This window comes from Ardenticatenales bacterium, from assembly GCA_020634515.1.
Classification (GTDB): Bacteria; Chloroflexota; Anaerolineae; order Promineifilales; family Promineifilaceae; genus JAGVTM01.
In genome coordinates this window covers 668,545-689,353 of record JACKBL010000002.1, presented here as the reverse complement: position 1 = coordinate 689,353, position 20,809 = coordinate 668,545, and the positions used below count along the sequence as shown (strand labels likewise).

The window sequence follows — 20,809 nt, the reverse complement described above, 5'->3', positions numbered from 1 at the left end:
GCTCCCCTCACTCCCCCTGCGGCAGCAGCGCCACTTCCAGCACATCTTGCAGCGAGCGGCAGCCGATCACCTCCAGGCCTGCCGGGAACGAGTCCACCTGCCGCCGCCTATAGTGGGGCGTGGCGCACCGCTTGAACCCCAACTTCGCCGCCTCCCGCAAACGCACGTCTAGCTGGCTCACCGCCCGTAGTTCTCCACCCAGCCCCACCTCCCCCACAAAAGCCATATCCGCCCGCACCAGTTGGTCCTTCAGACTGCTGGCAATAGCCACGGCAATCGCCAGGTCCGCCGCTGGCTCGTCAATTTGCAGCCCGCCGATAACGTTCACGAACACGTCCTTATCAAACAGACGCGCCCGCACCCGCTTCGTTAGCACCGCCGTCAGCAGCAGCAGGCGGTTGTAGTCCACGCCGTTGGCCGTGCGCCGCGGGTTGGCGAACGCCGTCTCGCTGGCCAGCGCCTGGATTTCCACCAGCAGCGGCCGCGTGCCCTCAATCGTCACGGCAATGGCCGACCCCGGGGCACTGATCTGCCGCTCCGCCAGGAACGCCTCCGACGGATTCGCCACCTCCACCATGCCCTGCTCCTGCATCTCAAAGACGCCCACCTCGCTGGTCGCCCCAAAGCGGTTCTTCACGCTACGCAACAGGCGGTACTGATGGAACGGGTCCCCTTCCAGGTACAGCACAGTGTCCACGATGTGTTCCAGCACGCGCGGTCCGGCAATCGCGCCCTCTTTGGTGACGTGGCCGACGAGGAAAATGGGCACACCCACGAGCTTGGCCAGCTCTTGAAAACGTCCGGCGCACCCGCGTATCTGGCTGACGCTGCCGGCAGCGGACGTTAACTCCTCCAAGTGCGTCGTCTGGATACTGTCCACAATCATCAGTACGGGCTTAAGTGTATCCACGTGCGCCAGGATGGAGGCCATGCTCGTCTCCGTCACCAGGAACAGGTCATGTGCCTGCAGCCCCAAGCGGTCCGCCCGCATCTTGATCTGGCGCACGCTCTCCTCCCCGGAGACGTATAGCGTGGGACCGTGCGTATTCGCCACCCGCGCCGCCACCTCCAGCAGCAGCGTGGATTTGCCAATGCCGGGGTCCCCGCCCAACAAAATCAGCGATCCGGGGACGATCCCCCCGCCCAGCACACGGGCAAATTCCCCCGGCTCGACCGCCATGCGCGCCACGCCATCCGACGTCACCTCCGGCAGCCGCTGCGGCACGCTCTCCAATCCGCCCGGGCGCGGGCGCGCCCGCCCACTGGCTGCCGGCGGCTCAATCACCTGCTCCACCATCGTGCCAAACTCATGACACTGGGGGCAGCGTCCCATAAATGCCGGCGTCACCCGCCCACAGTTCTGACAGACAAACTGGCTTCGTGTCTTCGCCATTGCAAAATTCCTCGTGACCGTCCGCCGATTGGTTATCTCGCTCAATACAAGCAATATGCCCAATTCAATGCAAATGCAAACCTGTCAATCCTGGTCCAGCGGACTCCGTACCCCCAAGGGGCCTTTGTTTAAGACATGGGTGTAAATCATTGTCGTCTTGACGTCTTTGTGTCCCAATAATGCCTGAATAGTTCGAATGTCATGCCCGCTTTCGAGCAGATGGGTGGCAAAACTGTGTCGGAACACGTGTGGGCTAACCCGCCTGGCGATACCGGCTTTGCGGGCGGCTGCTTGCACCGCCCGCTGCACACGGCTTTCATGCAAATGGAAGCGATACAGGGTGTCGTGGTCGGCGCGGGGGTTCCTGGATAGAGTTTGGGAAGGGAAGACAAACTGCCAGACCCATTCGCATTCGGCATTGACGTATTTGCGGTCAAGCGCGTCAGGGAGAGGGGCGCGCCCATAACCCTTCTGCAGGTCAGTGTGGTGTTGTTTTTGTACAGTCGCCAGGTGTTTTCGTAGATCGGGCACAATGCGATCTGGCAGCGTCGTTGTGCGATCTTTCTGTCCCTTGCCGTTGCGCACAACAATCAAGCGCTGCCCAAAATCGATATCTTGCACCCGTAACCCGAGGCACTCTTTCAAACGCAGTCCAGCCCCATACAGAAGCTGTACAATCAGCAGAATATCACCTGATAACTGCGCCAGCACTGCCCGCACTTCTTCTCTGGTTAAGACAATTGGCAATCGCTCTGGTTTTTTGGCCCAAGTGACATCTACCCAGCCAAGGGGTTTGTCCAGCACCTCATTATAAAGGAATAACAGTGCGCTAAGCGCCTGGTTTTGGGTGGAAGCGGCAACATGCTGATCCACAGCCAGATAAATCAGAAATGCCTCCACTTCTTCCTTGCCCATTTCGGCCGGATGGCGTTTATCATAGTGAAGAATGAACCGCTTCGCCCAATGCACATATGCTTTTTCAGTGGCATACGAGTAATGTTTTTTTTCGGTAAACGCAACGCATGTCGCACCTGATCGAGTCATTTTGGTTTGGTCGTCATGTCATCTCCCTCTTGTGGGATAGTTGAACTAAGCGCTCCGCGCAGGTAGCCGGTCGAGCCAGTATTCCCCCCCAATGTAACGTTTGACTCTACTGAAAAAAGGCCAAAAACCGGGTTTTTACACATGAACCACTCTGGTAATTTTGGCCGGGCACTCGAAAAACCCGGTTTTTTCAGTGAACTATCTCCTATAGCTCGTTAACCCCTTAACAACTAAAGGAGATAGACTCATGACCGTTTTACGACAACGCATGTTGGCCGACATGCAATTGCGTGGTCTGGCCGTCAAGACGCAAGAAGCGTATCTACGCGCCGTGCGTCAGTTGGCGGAATATTACCACAAATCGCCCGACCAGATAGACGAGGAGGAAATACGGGCCTACTTCCTCTATCTGAAAAACGAAAAGAAAGCCTCCCGCAGCGCTTGCACGATTGCCCTCTGTGGACTCAAGTTTTTCTATCAGCGGACGCTACAACGAGAGTGGGGCGTCTTCGACCTGGTGCGACCAGCCAAAGAGCAGAAGCTGCCAGTCATTCTCAGTCAGGAGGAAGTCAGCGCCATCCTCAATCACGTTCGCCTGCCGCAGTACCGGGCCTGTCTGAGTACGCTCTACGCTTGTGGCCTGCGTCTGCAAGAAGGTACTCACCTGCGGGTGGAGGACGTCGACAGCGCCAGGATGACGCTCTGGGTCCGCCAGGGGAAAGGAAACAAAGACCGTGGCGTCCCTTTGCCGCAACTAACACTGGCGCTGCTGCGCCGCCACTGGTCAAGCCACCGTCACCCCATTTTGATGTTTCCGGCGCGTAACGCTGCCGATGCGACAAAGCCTGTGGGCGACAGCAGCGTGCAGCGGGCCTTCAAGGCGGCGTTACAAGCAAGTGGCATTCAGAAGCCGGCCACGGTGCATACCCTGCGCCATTCCTGGGCTACCCACCTGTTGGACGGCGGCATCAATCTGCGTCTGATTCAGCAGTGGCTGGGCCACCGCTCGCTGCAGACCACCGCGCGTTATCTGCATCTGACCCGCCCGGCCGCGGAACGAGCAGGCGTCGTCATCAACCAACTGATGGATGCAGTGTTCGCACCGATGCAGGAGGAGCCATGGTGACGTTGGCCGACATCCTGCGGCAGCATGGACCTGCCTACCGTGAAAAATATGGCGCAAAGATGTTGCCCTCCCATTGGCAAGCCATGCGCGCCATTGAGCAGTGCCGCACGCAGGTTTTGGGGGGACACGTTTATCGCTGTCCTGACTGTGCCCACGATGACTACCGTTATCACTCCTGCCGCAACAGACATTGTCCCCAATGCCAACACCAGACGGGGCAGCAATGGCTGGAAATGCAACAAGCCCTGCTCTTGCCTGTGCCCACCTTCTTGCTCACCTTCACCCTGCCCGCCGCACTGCGCCCGCTGGCCCGCGGTAACCAACGTTTGCTCTATGACCTTCTCTTTCGCAGTGCGGCGGCAGCCACCCAAATATTGGCGCAAGACCCGCGCTTTGTCGGCGGCAAAATCGGCATGGTTGGGGTTCTCCATACTTGGGGACGCAACTTAAGCTACCATCCCCACGTTCATTTTCTCGTTCCTTCTGGCGGCTGGGACAGTGCCAACCAGAGTTGGTTGCCGGGCAAGCACAACTTCTTTGTCCCCGTCAAGGCACTGTCCCCTATCTTTCGCGCCAGGTTCCGTGATGCGCTACGGGGAAGCGACTTATTTGGCGCTGTTCCCACTGAGACGTGGACAGACGATTGGGTTGTACACTGCAAACCGGTCGGCGATGGTCGCGCCGCCTTGCGCTATCTGGCCCCTTACATCTTTCGCGTGGCTATCAGCAACCGCCGCATCATCAAGTTGGTTGAGGGTCAGGTCACTTTTCGCTACCGGGAAACGGACACCGGTCGTTGGCAAACGTGCCAACTGTCAGCAGAGCAGTTCATCCACCGCTTTCTACAGCACGTTTTGCCCAAAGGCTTTGTCAAAGTACGCTATTATGGCCTGTTTGCGTCCTGCAACCGTCATTACTTGACGGCGATCAGACAACAGATGGATGAGGCCACAACGGACCCGCACCGGGCCACAGCCGCACCGGATACCGTCACATCAGAGCCGCCATCCTGTCCTACTTGTGGACGGCAAATGCAGTTGCTCAAAAGAGTGCCCCCTCGTCCCTGGCAACCGCCCTAATCGGGTCATACTGGCTTCTGTTGACCTTGTTCTTAGATGTGCTAGCGAACAGCATCCGTTGCCCCCTGCCCATTCTGTGACAGGTAGCTGTCCAAAAGAGGATGATAATCTCCGAAACAGGACCACACATGTCTAATACACCCCCACTGCGTCGCTTTTTTGCCCCTGTCTCCCTTCCCCATTATACTTGTCGCAGTTCTTCAGGGTGAACCGGGTCGCTTCCTCACGTTTACCGTTTAAATCAAACGCCAAATAGACCACCGACTCGCTCCCCTCACCGGCTTAGTTCAACTGAGGCATTCGGAGAATGCCCATCATACGGCGGCTTACTGGCTGGTTCTTGAAGGCTCCTTTTGGACGCGCCGTATGAATCCTTATTCGTTAGGGTAAATCGAGCCGTTTCATCGTTGCCACTGGCTAGCTCAAACGCCAAATAGATAATCGACTCGCTCCTCCAACCGGCCATTAGTTCAACAGGATTCATATGGCGGCTTACTGGCTGGTTCTTACAGACTTCTTCTGACGCGCCGTATGAATCCTTATTCGTTAGACGGCCTGATGCCACAGCGTAAGGCCACAATCAAAACATCATGGAGGAGTTCACAGTGAGCAAAATAGTAAAAAGGAATCATCGAGGTTACAGAGCCAGTGGGAAAATGTGCCAGAATCGGAGGACAAAAAACACCTGTCAACTGAACAAGTATCGAACCGAATCCTGGCAGTCATTGGTATTCTTACACTCTTACTCGCTTTCGTTTCTGTGCGCTCAACGATGGGTGAAAACTCATCGAGTGCAGCAAACACAGAAGCATACCCTGCTCCACAAGCTGAAACAATCGCATACGCAAATGAAAGCATTGCTTCAGATGTTAATTCTCAGGCAAATATTAGCTACACCAGCAGCGCAGCAAATACCACCTCCTCTGGTGGTCAAATCACAGATCGGGGTTCGGCGGACACCGCATGATGCTGAGTTGGGGTTGATTTATATGAACGGCCGTTACTACGTGCCATCGGCAGTTTTTTTGTCAGCCCTGACCCGGTTTGTACCCAATCCTGCCAACCCGCAAGCCTGGAATCGTTACAGTTATGTCTATAACAATCCCGTCACACTGTCCGACCCAACAGGCCATATTCCCTGTTACATGTACTGTCCACAAGAAACCTATGACCCGGTACAGGGGCAGTTCATAAGGCCAATTACGCTGGGCCGTGGGATGTTGATCAGCAACGTGCCAATGCCGCCAGAGCGGAAGCATTTTTCCGAGGACGGCAGAAACGGCCGCAGGTATGCTCTGGGAACCAGCCGACTGGGCAATTGCCGCAAGCGATGGCCTCTCAATGGTATGACGGTTTGGGGATGCTGCCCTTAATTCCTGCTTCGTGGGGCGATAACTTGGGGCGCTTTGCCGCCAGATATGGCGATGAGTTCTTACAGTCCGTGCGACTGGTGATAATCCCACCTTCCGCAACCTGACCTATGGCAATTTCCGAAAAACCTATCTCGTTTCATGAGAAAGATGGTTTCATGCCCACCAATGGATTTGATTTTGAAGCGCATCATATCTTGCCCAACAAGTTCGCCAATAGATTTGAAAAGCCGGGTTTATTGGTGAGAACAGTGTATTCATAACCCCATATTTGGCACGTGGGTGCAAAAGGCGATCACCAAAGTTGGGCCCGTGCCTACCAAGATAGATGGGAAAAAATTCTTTGTAGACCACACCAACCCGACGATGGAACAAGTGCTAAATTTTGCCAAAGACCTGTCTGAGGAATACGGATTTGATATTTACCTCCCTTAGTTTTGCCAGCAAATAAACCAGACGGTGTAATGATGAAACAAAATGATTCTAAAATAAGACACCTGTCCGTGGCGACTAACAAATTCTATGTGGCTACTGCTTTGTTTGAAAAGACAGTCGCTATTTGGGATATGCATACCGGACAACAGATTAAGATTTTAACACGGTACTAGATTTTGGTGGAAACCCAGGCTTGCTCTTAGTAGAGAAGGGCATTTGTGTAGGGCTTTTCTACCACCGTTATGGAGTACAAAGCTATAACACATATACAGGGCAAGTTACGTGGAAAAGAAAGGATCTTACAAAAGTCCAAAGAATACATGCTTCCCCAATCATGATTATATCTATTGCTGTTTTGGAGATAAACCCTGTCATGTTGTAGACCTTCAGGATGGTCGGACGCTACAAAAATATCGATTGTAATCTCTGGGGCCTTTGAAAGTTCTTACGGGCCGAAAGTCTTTCTTTACAAGCACCAATCTGAGATTCGTGATTTAGAATTGAGTGAGGTCAGTATTGAACTTCAAAGTCTGGAATTGGGTGTTATTTGCGCTGCTTTTTCACCAGAACAACTCGTTGTTTCTGGAAAATATACGGATTGTTTCGACCTGCAAACAGGTAAGCGCCTATGGCGTTATGAGCCTCCTCCCCGGAAGTCACGCGTTAGACCAATCAATATTATATGAAAAAGAACTTGAAGCTTCCTGAAAGTTAACAATCGTTACCAGGCTGCGGTGACAATGCATAATCTTGCATATATAGTTGGCCGGAAATGTACATAAAGATTTTAATTACTTAAACAAGGTCGTGAATTAGCAGTCGAGATAGATGCTAAACCTCTAATAAAAAGGATTTGATGAGCAGGGACAAATTTGATGGTATTGATCCAGATGATATTGTAAGTATCGAATTTTCCCTAAGAAGGATTGAGCCATAATATTAAAAAAGACCTAGTCACTGGTAGTCGCTTTTAGCAAAGGCGTTGGAAATTATTGCTCAGAAAAAGAAGTCCTAACAACCCATGCAGCTGACGCTGGCGCGATGCCTTGGACAGCTTGCGACTTGGTGAATGGCAAAGGCGTTGGTCACCCGCTCCAGCGCAGCTTACGGTGGCGTTGAACTAAGCGCTCCGCGCAGGTAGCCGGTCGAGCCAGTATTCCCCCCCCAATGTAACGTTTTGCAATTGAATTAGAAAGAGTACTATCTCCTATAGCTCGTTAACCCCTTAACAACTAAAGGAGATAGACTCATGACCGTTTTACGACAACGCATGTTGGCCGACATGCAATTGCGTGGCCTGGCCGTCAAGACGCAAGAAGCGTATCTACGCGCCGTGCGTCAGTTGGCGGAATATTACCACAAATCGCCCGACCAGATAGACGAGGAGGAAATACGGGCCTACTTCCTCTATCTGAAAAACGAAAAGAAAGCCTCCCGCAGCGCTTGCACGATTGCCCTCTGTGGACTCAAGTTTTTCTATCAGCGGACGCTACAACGAGAGTGGGGCGTCTTCGACCTGATGCGACCAGCCAAAGAGCAGAAGCTGCCAGTCATTCTCAGTCAGGAGGAAGTCAGCGCCATCCTCAATCACGTTCGCCTGCCGCAGTACCGGGCCTGTCTGAGTACGCTCTACGCTTGTGGCCTGCGTCTGCAAGAAGGTACTCACCTGCGGGTGGAGGACGTCGACAGCGCCAGGATGACGCTCTGGGTCCGCCAGGGGAAAGGAAACAAAGACCGTGGCGTCCCTTTGCCGCAGCCGACACTGGCGCTGCTGCGCCGCCACTGGTCAAGCCACCGTCACCCCATTTTGATGTTTCCGGCGCGTAACGCTGCCGATGCGACAAAGCCTGTGGGCGACAGCAGCGTGCAGCGGGCCTTCAAGGCGGCGTTACAAGCAAGTGGCATTCAGAAGCCGGCCACGGTGCATACCCTGCGTCATTCCTGGGCTACCCACCTGTTGGACGGCGGCATCAATCTGCGTCTGATTCAGCAGTGGCTGGGCCACCGCTCGCTGCAGACCACCGCGCGTTATCTGCATCTGACCCGCCCGGCCGCGGAACGAGCAGGCGTCGTCATCAACCAACTGATGGGCGAAGTGTTTACGCCGTTGCCGGAGGGGCCATGGTAACATTGGCTGACATCCTGCGGCAGCATGGACCTGCCTACCGTGAAAAATATGGCGCAAAGATGTTGCCCTCCCATTGGCAAGCCATGCGGGCCATTGAGCAGTGCCGCACGCAGGTTTTGGGGGGACACGTTTATCGCTGTCCTGACTGCCACGATGACTACTATCGTTATCACTCCTGCCGCAACAGACATTGTCCCCAATGCCAACACCAGACGGGGCAGCAATGGCTGGAAATGCAACAAGCCCTGCTCTTGCCTGTGCCCACCTTCTTGCTCACCTTCACCCTGCCCGCCGCACTGCGCCCGCTGGCCCGCGGTAACCAACGTTTGCTCTATGACCTTCTCTTTCGCAGTGCGGCGGCAGCCACCCAAATATTGGCGCAAGACCCGCGCTTTGTCGGCGGCAAAATCGGCATGGTTGGGGTTCTCCATACTTGGGGACGCAACTTAAGCTACCATCCCCACGTTCATTTTCTCGTTCCTTCTGGCGGCTGGGACAGTGCCAACCAGAGTTGGTTGCCGGGCAAGCACAACTTCTTTGTCCCCGTCAAGGCACTGTCCCCTATCTTTCGCGCCAGGTTCCGTGATGCGCTACGGGGAAGTGACTTATTTGGCGCTGTTCCCACTGAGACGTGGACAGACGATTGGGTTGTACACTGCAAACCGGTCGGCGATGGTCGCGCCGCCTTGCGCTATCTGGCTCCCTATATCTTTCGTGTGGCTATCAGTAACCGGCGCATCATCAAGTTGGTTGAGGGTCAGGTCACTTTTCGCTACCGGGAAACGGACACCGGTCGTTGGCAAACGTGCCAACTGTCAGCAGAGCAGTTCATCCACCGCTTTCTACAGCACGTTTTGCCCAAAGGCTTTGTCAAAGTGCGCTACTATGGCCTGTTTGCGTCCTGCAACCGTCATTACTTGACGGCGATCAGACAACAGATGGATGAGGCCACAACGGACCCGCACCGGGCCACAGCCGCGCCGGATACCGTCACATCAGAGCCGCCATCCTGTCCTACTTGTGGACAGCAAATGCAGTTGCTCAAAAGAGTGCCCCCTCGTCCCTGGCAACCGCCCTAATCGGGTCATACTGGCTTCTGTTGACCTTGTTCTTAGATGTGCTAGCGAACAGCATCCGTTGCCCCCTGCCCATTTTGTGACAGATGGCAGTCCAAAAGAAGGCGACAAGCTCTAAAACAGTACCCGCACTTGTCTTATGCACACGCACAGCGCAACTTTTTTGCCTACATCTCCCTTCCCCATTATACTTGTCGCAGTTCTTCAGGGTGAACCGGGTCGTTTCCTCACGGTTACCGTTTAAATCAAACGCCAAATAGACCACCGACTTGCGCTCTCCCCACCGGCTTAGTTCAACTGAGGCATTCGGAGAATGCCCATCATACGGCGGCTTACTGGCTGGTTCTTGAAGGCTCCTTTTGAACGCGCCGTATGAATCCTTATTCGTTGTACTGTTTACGTTTTTGTGTCATTTGTTGCCTCCACAAGCTAATGAAATGATACCTCTATCCACCTTAGCTTGTGGTCTAGTTTCTGGGGGTCATTATAGTACTAGTCTGCCCGCCGTTCTGTAAAGCCCTGGATACGGCTGCACCGTAACGGTCTCGCGCTCCCGTGTAGGCGGGGGGGATGCTGTTGTGGAAACGTGCCGGCATTTTCCCCTCCACCACATAAGATGACTCCCCCCACGGCCACGGCAAACACCACCCACATTTGCCATTCGCGGCATTCAATTGTATAGTTTGTGCCAAATCGTCTGCCCATTTCTGGTCATTCCTACCAGACCCACGCCAATACCACTGACAAAGAATCCATGCTCAAAGCACAAGTGCTTGTTGATTGTTGCCCGGTATGCCAAAATGCCGGCATTCCTGCCCACCACATCCCTATCAACACCTGAACGCCAGCGTCGCCCGCGCTGGCGTTGTCGTTTCTTGCCACCCACGACGCCCCCACCCCCATCGTGGGTGCGCCCGGTCCATCATCAAATCAAAAGGGAGTAACTCCGTGAACCTAGAAGGCAACTACACTTTTGCCAACGCCCCCCGCACCCTCGTCTGGGACATGTTCCTCGACCCCGTCATCCTCGCTGCAATTATGCCCGGCTGCGAACGCCTGGAGCGCGTCGGCGAAAACGTCTTCGAAGGGGAAATGAAGCTGAAAGTAGGCCCCGTGCAAGGCGTCTTTCAAGGCGTCGTGGAACTTTCCCACCTCAACGCGCCGGAAATTTACCATATGAAAATCAAAGGCAAGGGGCCGCAAGGAATAGTTGATGGCAGCGGAGAAGTGCGCCTGGAGGAAACCGACGCAGGCACGGTCATGTTCTACAACGGAGTCGCCCAGGTTAGCGGGCGCATCGCCAGCGTCGGCCAGCGGTTGATGGACAGCTCGGCCAGAGCCATAACGCGCCAGAGCCTGCAAAACCTGGACGCGCAAGTGCAGGCGCGCCTACAACCACAACCGGCGGAACCTCAAGTCGAAACGATCGGCCCCGCTCCCGCCGCCCCTCCCCCCCTACCGGCGGCGGCCCCCCTGCCACCGCCTTCGCAAAGAGCGTTCGCCCTCGGCGTCGCCAGAGAAGTGGCCCAAGACCTGCTCCCGGAAGATAAAAGCCAGCGGATACTCTTCGGCCTGGTTGGCCTGGCAGGCGTGTATCTGGTGTTTAACCTGGTCGTCAATTGGTGGGCGCGGAAACTGGCGCGCCACATTGTGGAGGAGATGAAGCGGCAGGGTTAATGCCGGCATCGCCGCTCCCCAACCACGCAGCACAAACCCTCAACACGTCCCATGGCCCTCCAACCTTCCACGAAAAAGGAGGTGAACAGACCCAAACAAGCCCAACGATCCATCGTTGTCCCAACCTTCCCGAAATCCCCTTGCACGGAATGCACCACCCACTCACAATCCCCAATCGGCAGCCGTTCCTGAAGGAGACACGATGAGCCGCGGCGCGTCATCATGCAAGAACACAATCACAGATTTCGCGGATTTCTGGTAACTAGTGACGCTCTCTGGAGATTGGACCCATTTCACGTACTCAATGCCCGTTTTCACCGGAGAAAATTGGTCCAATCTGGCCTAGCCGTTACGATTTCTTGACGATAACTGGGGGATGGTGCTTCTAATGACTGTCAACTATCCACTGACCACTATTTTCGAAGGAGTATGTCACTATGAACATATCCGTAACCGTCAATGGGAAAACCTACACACGGGACGTGGAGCCGCGCTTACTACTCGTTGACTTCCTGCGCGACCATCTTTCCTTCACCGGAACAAACATCGGCTGCGACACCAGCCAATGTGGAGCCTGCACCGTCCACATGGATGGCATGGCCGTGAAAGCCTGCACCGTCCTTGCCGTGCAGGCGGATGGGGCCAACATCACTACGATTGAAGGCCTGGCGCAAGATGGTCAACTGCATCCGATGCAGCAGGCATTCTGGGATAACCACGGCCTCCAGTGCGGCTACTGCACGCCCGGTATGATCATGGCCGCCGTCAAGTTGGTGGAAAACAACCCCAATCTCACCGAAGCCGACATCCGCCACGGCCTGGAAGGCAACATCTGCCGCTGCACGGGCTACGAAAACATCGTAAAGGCGATCCAGTCCGCCGCTGGCATTATGGCAGGAGGTGACTAATGGGCAACTATATCGGTAAAAGCATGAAGCGCGTCGAAGACCCACGCTTCATCCAGGGTCAAGGCAAATACGTCGCCAACTTAAATCTTCCTAATGCCGCCTACCTGGCTATCAAGCGCAGCCCGTATGGACACGCCCGTATCCTGAGCATCAACACAGCCGCGGCCAAAGCGCTGCCCGGCGTGATTGCCGTTTATGTCGGGCAAGACCTGCTGGACGGCGGCGTCGGGGCCATGCCCTGCGGTTGGAACGTCCCCGACATCAAGGTTCCTACGCGCTACCCACTCACGGTTGACAAGGTACGACACGTGGGAGACGGCGTGGTCGCTGTGGTGGCGGAAGACGTTTACACCGCCCATGACGCCCTGGACCTGATTGAAGTGGAATATGAACCGCTGGATGCCGTCGTGGACGCGCGCGGAACCACGTTGGATGGTGCGCCGCTGGTCCACGACGACCTGCCGAACAACATCAGCTACACCTGGGCCTTAGGCAACAAAGAAGAAACGGAACAGGCCCTGGCGGAATCAGACCATGTGATCGAACTGGACCTGGTCAACCAGCGCCTCATCCCCAACGCCATGGAACCTCGCGCCTGCGCCGCGCAGTGGAACGCGGCCATGGAGGAGATGACGGTCTGGACGACCAGCCAGAACCCGCATCCCATCCGCCTGCTCCTCAGCGCCTTCACCCTGGGCATCCCGGAAAACAAGCTGCGCGTCATCTCCCCGGACGTGGGCGGCGGATTTGGCAGCAAAATCTTCCATTATCCCGAAGAAATCATCACGCCGTGGGTGGCGCGGGCCATTAACCGCCCGGTGAAATGGGTGAGTACGCGCACCGAAGCCATGATGACCGACTCGCAAGGGCGCGATCACGTCACCAACTGCCGCATGGGCGTGATGAACGATGGCACACTCACCGGCGTCTACGTAAGAACGTGGTCCAATCAAGGCGCATACATCTCCACCTTTGCCCCGCTGATCCCCACGGCGCTGTACATTACGCTGCTCTCCGGTCTGTACAAGCTGCGCGGCGTCTATGGCGAAATGTGGGGCACCATGACGAATACTGTTCCCGTGGACGCCTACCGCGGCGCCGGTCGCCCGGAAGCCAGCTACCTCATTGAGCGTCTGGTGGACCTGTGCGCGGATGCGGTGGGCATGGATCCGCTGGCGATTCGGCGCAAAAACTTCATCCCCACGGAAGCGTTCCCGTACCAGACGCCCGTGGCCTTCCTCTACGACAGCGGCGATTACCACCGCCTGTTCGACAAAGTGGTGGGCATGGCGGACTACGATAATCTGCGCGCGGAGCAGGCAGCGGCGCGCGCGGCAGGGCGCGTCGTCGGCGTGGGCATTGCCGGCTGCATTGAGGCCAGCGGTCCCGCGCCGTCGGCGGTCGCCGGTTCGCTGGGGTCCGCCGTGGGCTTCTGGGAAAGCGGCAAGGTACGCATCCATCCCACGGGCAAAGTCTCCGTCTTCACCGGTTCACACACGCATGGACAGGGGCATGAAACGACCTTCGCGCAGATCGTGGCGGACGAGTTGGGCGTGAATGTGGCCGACGTGGAAATCGTCCACGGAGACACGGCCAGCGTGCCGTTTGGCATGGGCACGTATGGCAGCCGCAGCGCGTCCGTCGGCGGCAGCGCGCTGGTGCGTAGCGCAGAGAAGCTGCGGGCGAAGATGAAGAAGATCGCCGCGCATCAGTTGGAGGCGGCGGAGGAGGATATTGTCTACGACCGGGCGGACGGGAAGTTGTACGTACAAGGCTCCCCGGACAAGGCGCTGGCAGTGGGCGAGGTTTCTTTTGCGGCGTATACGGCTCACAATTTGCCGGCAGGACTGGAACCGGGCCTGGAGGAAACATCCTTCTACGATCCGGCCAACTTCACCTTCCCCAACAGCGCGCACATCGCCATGGTGGAGATTGACAAGGAAACGGGCGAGGTGAAGGTGCTGCGCTACTATGCCGTGGACGACGTGGGCAAGGTGATTAACCCGCTCATTGTGCGCGGGCAAATCGTGGGCGGCATTGTGCAGGGCGTGGGACAGGCGTTGTGGGAACATGGTTATTACAATGAATCGGGCCAGCTTCTCAGCGGCTCGCTGCTGGACTACACCATGCCGCGCGCCGATGGCTTCCCCACGATTGAGGTAGATCGGGTGGAGACGCCCTCGCCCCACAATCCGCTGGGCGTGAAAGGCGCGGGTGAGATGGGCACGATTGCCGGCACTGCCGTGATCGCCAACGCCGTGATGGATGCGCTCAAGCCCTACGGCACTCGCCACCTGGAAATGCCTTATACTGCCGAAAAAGTATATCGTGCCATGCACGCCAGTAATGGAGGAGGTGACTGATGTATCCACCCAAGTTTGACTATCACCGCGCCCATTCCGTAGCGGAAGCAATTACGCTGTTGAGCCAAAACGAGGACGCCAAACTGCTGGCGGGCGGTCACAGCCTACTGCCGACTATGAAGCTGCGTCTGGCGCAACCCACGGCCCTGATTGACATCGGGCGTCTGCCGGGGATCAAAGGTATTCGCCACGAAGGCAACCGTATTCTGATTGGCGCGCTCACCACGCACGCCATGGTGGCGGCCGCGGAAGGGCTGCCTGCCGTCCTCACGGAGGCTGCCGGTGGAATTGGCGATCCGCAGGTGCGCAATCGCGGCACGGTCGGCGGCAATGTGGCCCACGCCGATCCCGCGTCCGACCTGCCCACGGTGTTTACGGCGTTACACGCCCGCTTCCACATCGCCGGCGCGCAAGGGCAGCGGGTGGTGGAGGCGGATGATTTCTTCGTGGACTTGTTCGCAACGGACCTGGCGGACGGAGAGGTGTTGACGGCGGTGGAGATAGGCGCGGAACATGCCGGCACGGGTTCTGGCTATGCGAAGCTGTTTAATCCCGCCTCCCGCTACGCCATGGTCGGGGCCGCCGCCGTGGTCATGGTGGAAAATGGCACATGCACCGCGGCCAGCGTCGCCGTCGGCGGGCTTACGCCTTGCGCCACCCGCGCTGCGTCCGTGGAAGCCGCCCTCGTCGGCCAGCCGTTGAACGCGGAAACCATTGCCGCCGCCGCTCAGGCCGTACAAAATGATCTGAATCTGGAAGAGTTGCTGGGCGATATCCACGCCAGCGCTGCTTATCGCTATGAGATGGCTCCCGTGTTCGTGAAGCGCGCCTTGACAAAGGCCGCGGAACGAGCGGGATAAATTTGCGGATAGCATCCAGATTGGTCCAGTCTTTGAGACTGGACCAATCACTTTTGTCTTTCACCAGCGCTGCGTGAAGCCGGACCAGATGTCCACGGAGGACATTTTCGCGCCCAGGGCCATGCCGCCCCGGTCCTCCTCCGCCCCATAGACGACCACATAGGTGAGTGTTTTCAGGCTGCCGAACGCGGTGTAATCGGGATTTGCCGGCACGCGATTCCGCCAAGTCCCCGTATCAATATAATACCGCTCGCCCAACTGGTCGTGCCGCAGCAGCTCAATCTTGGGATGATGCGTGTGCCCGGCAATCACGTAGCGGGCTTCTCCGTGCTGAATCATCTCTTCCCGCGCCGCAAACTGCTCCGGGTGAGAATCCCCCGACCCTACAGCCGCCTTGCGCGAAAGAAACTGCACCAGTGGCAAAGGAATGTTTGTCCACCGCCACACCCGCAACCCCAAAACGATCTCCACCGCATCCAGTAAGTCAGGCCGCAACGTCTGGTTCATGCGCCGCATCCACTCTCGCAGGAATGGGTCGTCGTAAATCCCCTCGAGCAAGTCATCAATGACTTTGTCGATTACGGACCAGACAGCGGCAGGCGTGATATTCTTCTCCGGCATGTGCAACAAGTATTGCAGCATCGCCTGCTGTGGGCGCAAATCGTCAAAGGCAATCGAACGCTCATAGACCGCCCGCAGCACGGGGTCGGCTTGCACGCCGCCGTCGCCAAACTTGGAGCGAATGAGAAAGGGTAGTGCTGAGGCCACGTCTACGGTGATGAAGTCGCCAAATGGGGCTTCGCCATAGGCGTTTGGGGGTAAATAAGTGGGCACGGTTTCCCGCTGACGCAGATCGGTGGCGAAGTTGTAGTGGTCATATTCCTGCCCGTGGCGCACCAACGTCTGTTCTTCGGGAAAGTAAAGAACGTGAGGAAAGGGTTCGGGCGTGGCCGGCAGGCCAAGCATTTGCCGCACCTGGCGGCGCACGGCGGGCGTGCTGTTGGCGAGGCGGTCGTGGTTTCCGGGCAGGTAGTGCAGTTCCACGGGGACGGGAAATGGGCGCAACTCGCCTTCGTCCCAGTATTGCCCCTGCGCCAGCAGGCGGATGACTTCCAGTGATTTGCCGTTTTCGGGTTCAGCGAGAATGCCGGCAAGTATCGCCAACAACACGCGCTCCAACGACTCATCCACCTCCCGCACACTCACATAAGGGCGCGTCCGCAGCGGGTTCTCCCAAAACCACACCCCCGTGCGATGCAGTTCAAAAATGTCCCCCGCCAACACCAGGCGCAGCACCTGCGCCTCATTCCGCCGCGCCTCGTTCGCCAGATCCGCGAAGACCTTGCGATACGCTTTGGGCGAGAGATTGCGGGAAAAATGGATAGGGGGCAAATTGGGGTCAGCATCAACGTGATTGCTGGCCTCTTCTTCCATATGCAAATCAGAGATGACGGCTAACATGGCAACGGCCTCTGGGTGACGGGCGCAACAGGCATGAAATGGAATTAGGCCACGGTGTCTTGCTTGCGGGGTGATCCGAAGCTGATTTTGGGCAAAACCTGGCCGCGAAAAGCTATTCCATTGTGCCACAGGTTGCCATGCCTGACGAATTGGCGCGCCACGAGCGCAGCACAACCATCCCCAAGAACGCGGTGGGGCTTTACGCAGATCAGGCTGAACCGTTCGGCTTTGCTCAATGCAGGTTGAAGCAGGGAAAACAGGGGCTAATTCGAGAGATAGCCGGCCCAAAACGGGTCTTGCTGCACGCCGTTCAGACGAATCTCAAAGTGCAAATGGGGACCGGAGGAGCAACCCGTCGTGCCCACCGCGCCCATCACCTGCCCCTGGGTCACAATCTGTCCGGGATAGACGTTGATAGCGCTAAGGTGAGCATAGAACGTGACAAAGCCATTGCCGTGATCAACGACGATCAGGTTGCCATAGCAGTGAATGTTCCAATCTGCCCAAACCACCGTACCCGTATCGGACGCAAAAACGGGCGAGCCTTGCGCCAGGGCAACATCAATGCCGCGATGCCCGTACCAGTAGTACTGGGTGATGCGCCGCCCATTTACCGGCCAGACAAATGTGCCTGTGCCGACAACCAGGGGCTTAATACCAAAGCCGTTTCCGCTGCTGGAAGATGTCGAAGTAGAAATGGTGGGTGGATTCCAGACAAACACCTCACGCACCGCGCCGGGAACCATGATTTGCGTATCGGGGTAAAGGCGGTAGGGGAATTCCAGGTTGTTGGGCGCATAGTTAATAATGTCGTCCACGGAGACGCTGTACTTGGCGGCCACGGTTTCGACCGTATCACCTGCCTGCACATCATGAAGAACGCCGTCGATTGGCAGGATTTTTAGTTCCATGCCTACCTGGAGCAGGCTGGCTTCCTGACTTAGTTGGGGGTTGCCACCCAATAAGGTTTCCGCGTTGATGCCAAACTTCTGGGCAATGCCATTTGGCGTGTCGTACTGCTTAACGGTGTATGTTTCGTAGGTAACGGTGGGTTTTTTGCCGGCAAAAGTAATCGGATTGAGTTCGGGCGAGAGACCCGTATTGTTCATAATGGGCAGTTGGTCCATGTCCACGACCATGTCATCGTCCAGCGGCGTGATTGTGGCGGACGGCAGCGCGGTATCCGGCACGCTTTGCTCCGATACCTGCTCCGCTGCCGGCTCACTATTCCAGCCAAAATCAAACAGTGTTTTGGCCGCGCTGGTTCGCGCCCACACAAATACAAGCAGAGCCACTACGAACAGCACCAGGTGCCCGCCATAACGCTGCCAGAAACCGTTTGTACCTTTATTCATAACGTTTTGCCTCTACCAGATCGTATCATAAAGACCACCAGGGACAAAAACAGGGTCGCTGACCGGGGCGACTTTTCCAAGCCGCCCCTCATGAACCGGCGTATCCACGCCTGACGCCTGACGCGCGCCGGCCATGCTGCGTGCACAAACAAGCGGATTTTGCGCCAACGGGGAAGGAGAAAGGGAACAGGGCAGCGGCGTTTTGGGAGTAGGGGCTTCAGTCGGCCCACGGGGGGGCTTTGACCCGGCTAAAGCCTCGACGCCGATCACGATGGGTGGATTTCGCCAGACTTGAGAAGGGAAAGATAGGGGCCTCCCGCCGCGCGGCGAGAGACACCATCAATACACGGCCTGCCGGGCGACAGACCACCGTGAAACAGCCAAAAGGCTGCGTTCAGGCTCATTCTACCGCACCTTTCCGGAAGCCGTTTTGCATTGAGCTTCCGGGGAGGTTCCAGTACATGTCCCCTTGACGTCGAATAGGGTTACATCATATCTTTGGTCAGGTTTTCCAGGAACTCGTAATTGTTGCGAGTTTCGCGCATCCGTTGCAACACGGCCCCTGTGGCGCTGCTGATGTCGTAGCCAGGCGTGTCCATAAGGTGCGCCAACATACGCCGCATCGTGTAGACGCGCTGCAACTCATCCCCCGAGAGCAACAGTTCCTCGCGGCGGGTGCTGGAACGTTCAATATCGTAGGCGGGGAAGATGCGACGCTCTTGCAGGCGGCGGCTCAGGACCAGTTCCATGTTGCCCGTGCCCTTGAATTCCTCGTAGATCACGTCGTCCATGCGGCTACCGGTGTCCACCAGGCAGGTGCCGATGATGGTGAGGCTGCCACCTTCTTCCAGGTTGCGGGCAGCGCCAAAGAAGCGCTTGGGCGGGTAGAGGGCCGTGGGGTCCAGACCGCCGGAGAGCGTGCGCCCGCTGGGAGGCACTGTGAGGTTATAGGCACGGGCGAGGCGGGTGATAGAGTCCAGCAGTATGACCACATCTTTGCCGGATTCCACCAGGCGGCGGGCGCGCTCCAGAGCCATCTCAGCAACGCGGCAGTGGCTCTTCACGGGTTCATCGAAGGTTGAGCTGACTACTTCGCCTTCGACGGAACGCTCCATGTCGGTCACTTCCTCGGGACGCTCACCGATAAGGGCGACGAGGAGATAGATGTCGGTGTAGTTCTCGGAAATGCCGTTGGCGATTTCTTTGAGTACGGTCGTCTTGCCTGCTTTGGGCGGAGAAACGATGAGACCGCGCTGTCCTCGACCGATGGGTGCGACAAGATCGAGCATCCGGGTGGAAAGAACGTTCGGCAGGGTTTCCAGCTTCAATTTTTCCAGAGGGAAGATGGGGGTGAGGTCCTCGTAGTGGGGACGGCGTTTGGCTTCTTCCGGGTTACTGGCGTTTACGGACTCGACGCGCAAGAGGCTGTGGTACTTTTCGTTCTCTTTGGGAATCCGTACCTGGCCGATCACCATGTCGCCAGTACGCAGGCCGAGGCGACGAATCTGGGAATTGGAAACGTAGATGTCGTCAGGGCCGGCGGTGTAATTGGGGTTGGTGCGCAGGAAGCCAATGGGTTGTTTGTCATCTTCGATGATTTCCAACACGCCGCCGCGGAAATCAAGCCCCTGTGCTTTAGCCTGTGCGCGCAATATCTCGTAGACGAGGCGCTGTTTTTTCATCGTACTGAAGCCGTTAACGGTCAGTTCGCGGGCGATGTTACGTAGTTCGCCAACTTTCTTGGCCTCAAGTTGCACAATGTCCATCATTGTTTATCAATCTCCACGTGAAAGTCTATGGTTGGGGCGATGCACACCAGGCGGCGCGCGCGGAGGCCAACCACGAAATGCCGGCACAAATCATGCCGATTGTCATTATTCATTTCTTATCAGATTCAGGGTTTTGCCACCACGCGCAACGGGAGACTGGCCCACTTTGCCGCCCCTGGCCTGAGTGACTATCAAAGACATTTCCCTACTTTCCTGGCCTTCTGGTAAGCGGGGAAGCCTATCTGCCAATACTGACACTTACCGGCAGAACAGTAAAACAAGTCAGCGTGCGCTTCTCCATCAATTCATGAACAGAGGTAACTACTAACGCTCTCTGGAGATTGGACCCATTTCACCAGAGAAAATGGGGCCAATCTGGCTTAGGAGTGACGATGCAAAGAACTACGGAATGGCAACGTCAGCAGTTACGAACAGAGTACCCTTGCCACGCTAATTCCGCTATCTCCTGTTTACAGGGAAGCGACTGCTGCCAACTAATCAAAAAAGAGGCGACGCCGGAGCCAACATGGCTCAGAATGGCGCGCTGTGTGCTGAAAACCAGTTCGCAAGAGGCGTCTTCCTCGGAGCGGGGTCAGCAGGAAGCGGACTGCGAAGCGTGTAACAGCGTTAGCGGGTCGTTTACTTGGTGCAGCAGCCCGACAGAACCTGGGTGATTTAATAGGCTGAATCACCGCCTAAATCAGGCGGAGTCTCTGGCATGAATTACGCTGCCATCAGGTTGACTCGAAAGAAGAAATCCGAACA

The 20,809-nt window shown here is 56.7% G+C and carries 14 protein-coding genes; 9 read left to right on the top strand and 5 right to left on the bottom strand.

What is annotated here, in order from left to right; translation table 11 throughout:
• Positions 1–7 precede the first annotated feature (7 nt).
• Positions 8–1,393: a DNA repair protein RadA gene (gene radA / locus H6650_07405; protein ID MCB8951822.1), complete on the bottom strand. Its 1,386-nt coding sequence runs from the start codon at positions 1,391–1,393 to the stop codon at positions 8–10.
• A gap of 84 nt (positions 1,394–1,477) precedes the next feature.
• A complete protein-coding gene (locus H6650_07400; GenBank protein ID MCB8951821.1) occupies positions 1,478–2,437 on the bottom strand; it encodes an integron integrase in 960 nt (319 codons plus the stop codon).
• Between the two features lie 247 nt (positions 2,438–2,684).
• Between H6650_07400 and H6650_07395 the strand changes: the two genes are divergently transcribed.
• The 9 genes from H6650_07395 to H6650_07355 all read left to right on the top strand — a co-directional run bounded on the left by H6650_07395 (position 2,685) and on the right by H6650_07355 (position 15,459).
• On the top strand, positions 2,685–3,563 hold the full coding sequence (locus tag H6650_07395) for a site-specific integrase (GenBank protein MCB8951820.1): 879 nt from the start codon (positions 2,685–2,687) through the stop codon (positions 3,561–3,563).
• Positions 3,557–4,642: an IS91 family transposase gene (locus H6650_07390; protein ID MCB8951819.1), complete on the top strand. Its 1,086-nt coding sequence runs from the start codon at positions 3,557–3,559 to the stop codon at positions 4,640–4,642. The genes H6650_07395 and H6650_07390 overlap by 7 nt, the downstream gene beginning before the upstream one ends.
• 848 nt (positions 4,643–5,490) lie before the next feature.
• Complete coding sequence (locus tag H6650_07385; protein MCB8951818.1) at positions 5,491–6,015, top strand: hypothetical protein; 525 nt, start codon at positions 5,491–5,493, stop codon at positions 6,013–6,015.
• Positions 6,016–7,696: 1,681 nt separating this feature from the next.
• Positions 7,697–8,575, top strand: a complete 879-nt coding sequence (locus H6650_07380; GenBank protein ID MCB8951817.1) for a site-specific integrase — start codon at positions 7,697–7,699, stop codon at positions 8,573–8,575.
• Positions 8,569–9,654 (top strand): IS91 family transposase, encoded by a 1,086-nt coding sequence (locus H6650_07375; protein MCB8951816.1) that lies wholly within the window; start codon positions 8,569–8,571, stop codon positions 9,652–9,654. The genes H6650_07380 and H6650_07375 overlap by 7 nt, the downstream gene beginning before the upstream one ends.
• Before the next feature lie 945 nt (positions 9,655–10,599).
• Positions 10,600–11,328: a carbon monoxide dehydrogenase subunit G gene (locus H6650_07370; GenBank protein MCB8951815.1), complete on the top strand. Its 729-nt coding sequence runs from the start codon at positions 10,600–10,602 to the stop codon at positions 11,326–11,328.
• Between the two features lie 437 nt (positions 11,329–11,765).
• Positions 11,766–12,236, top strand: coding sequence for a (2Fe-2S)-binding protein (locus H6650_07365; protein ID MCB8951814.1), 471 nt, complete (start codon positions 11,766–11,768; stop codon positions 12,234–12,236).
• Complete coding sequence (locus H6650_07360; protein ID MCB8951813.1) at positions 12,236–14,599, top strand: xanthine dehydrogenase family protein molybdopterin-binding subunit; 2,364 nt, start codon at positions 12,236–12,238, stop codon at positions 14,597–14,599. Before H6650_07365 ends, H6650_07360 begins: the two co-directional genes overlap by 1 nt.
• The gene (locus H6650_07355) at positions 14,599–15,459 is read left to right on the top strand and encodes a xanthine dehydrogenase family protein subunit M (GenBank protein MCB8951812.1); all 861 of its coding nucleotides are present in this window, start codon (positions 14,599–14,601) and stop codon (positions 15,457–15,459) included. The genes H6650_07360 and H6650_07355 overlap by 1 nt, the downstream gene beginning before the upstream one ends.
• A 60-nt stretch (positions 15,460–15,519) precedes the next feature.
• On the opposite strand, the gene H6650_07350 is transcribed toward H6650_07355, so the two are convergent.
• The 3 genes from H6650_07350 to rho form a co-directional block, all read right to left on the bottom strand.
• Positions 15,520–16,920, bottom strand: coding sequence for a hypothetical protein (locus H6650_07350; protein MCB8951811.1), 1,401 nt, complete (start codon positions 16,918–16,920; stop codon positions 15,520–15,522).
• A 263-nt stretch (positions 16,921–17,183) separates the two neighbouring features.
• Complete coding sequence (locus H6650_07345) at positions 17,184–18,275, bottom strand: peptidoglycan DD-metalloendopeptidase family protein (GenBank protein MCB8951810.1); 1,092 nt, start codon at positions 18,273–18,275, stop codon at positions 17,184–17,186.
• Between the two features lie 485 nt (positions 18,276–18,760).
• Positions 18,761–20,041: a transcription termination factor Rho gene (rho, locus tag H6650_07340; protein MCB8951809.1), complete on the bottom strand. Its 1,281-nt coding sequence runs from the start codon at positions 20,039–20,041 to the stop codon at positions 18,761–18,763.
• Between the last annotated feature and the right edge of the window lie 768 nt (positions 20,042–20,809).

Bases quoted from the DNA above. Each gene is read 5' to 3' on its own strand.
- radA (MCB8951822.1), bottom strand. From the start codon at position 1,393: ATGGCGAAGACACGAAGCCAGTTTGTCTGTCAGAACTGTGGGCGGGTG.
- H6650_07400 (MCB8951821.1), bottom strand. From the start codon at position 2,437: ATGACTCGATCAGGTGCGACATGCGTTGCGTTTACCGAAAAAAAACAT.
- H6650_07395 (MCB8951820.1), top strand. From the start codon at position 2,685: ATGACCGTTTTACGACAACGCATGTTGGCCGACATGCAATTGCGTGGT.
- H6650_07390 (MCB8951819.1), top strand. From the start codon at position 3,557: ATGGTGACGTTGGCCGACATCCTGCGGCAGCATGGACCTGCCTACCGT.
- H6650_07385 (MCB8951818.1), top strand. From the start codon at position 5,491: ATGAAAGCATTGCTTCAGATGTTAATTCTCAGGCAAATATTAGCTACA.
- H6650_07380 (MCB8951817.1), top strand. From the start codon at position 7,697: ATGACCGTTTTACGACAACGCATGTTGGCCGACATGCAATTGCGTGGC.
- H6650_07375 (MCB8951816.1), top strand. From the start codon at position 8,569: ATGGTAACATTGGCTGACATCCTGCGGCAGCATGGACCTGCCTACCGT.
- H6650_07365 (MCB8951814.1), top strand. From the start codon at position 11,766: ATGAACATATCCGTAACCGTCAATGGGAAAACCTACACACGGGACGTG.
- H6650_07360 (MCB8951813.1), top strand. From the start codon at position 12,236: ATGGGCAACTATATCGGTAAAAGCATGAAGCGCGTCGAAGACCCACGC.
- H6650_07355 (MCB8951812.1), top strand. From the start codon at position 14,599: ATGTATCCACCCAAGTTTGACTATCACCGCGCCCATTCCGTAGCGGAA.
- H6650_07350 (MCB8951811.1), bottom strand. From the start codon at position 16,920: ATGTTAGCCGTCATCTCTGATTTGCATATGGAAGAAGAGGCCAGCAAT.
- H6650_07345 (MCB8951810.1), bottom strand. From the start codon at position 18,275: ATGAATAAAGGTACAAACGGTTTCTGGCAGCGTTATGGCGGGCACCTG.
- rho (MCB8951809.1), bottom strand. From the start codon at position 20,041: ATGGACATTGTGCAACTTGAGGCCAAGAAAGTTGGCGAACTACGTAAC.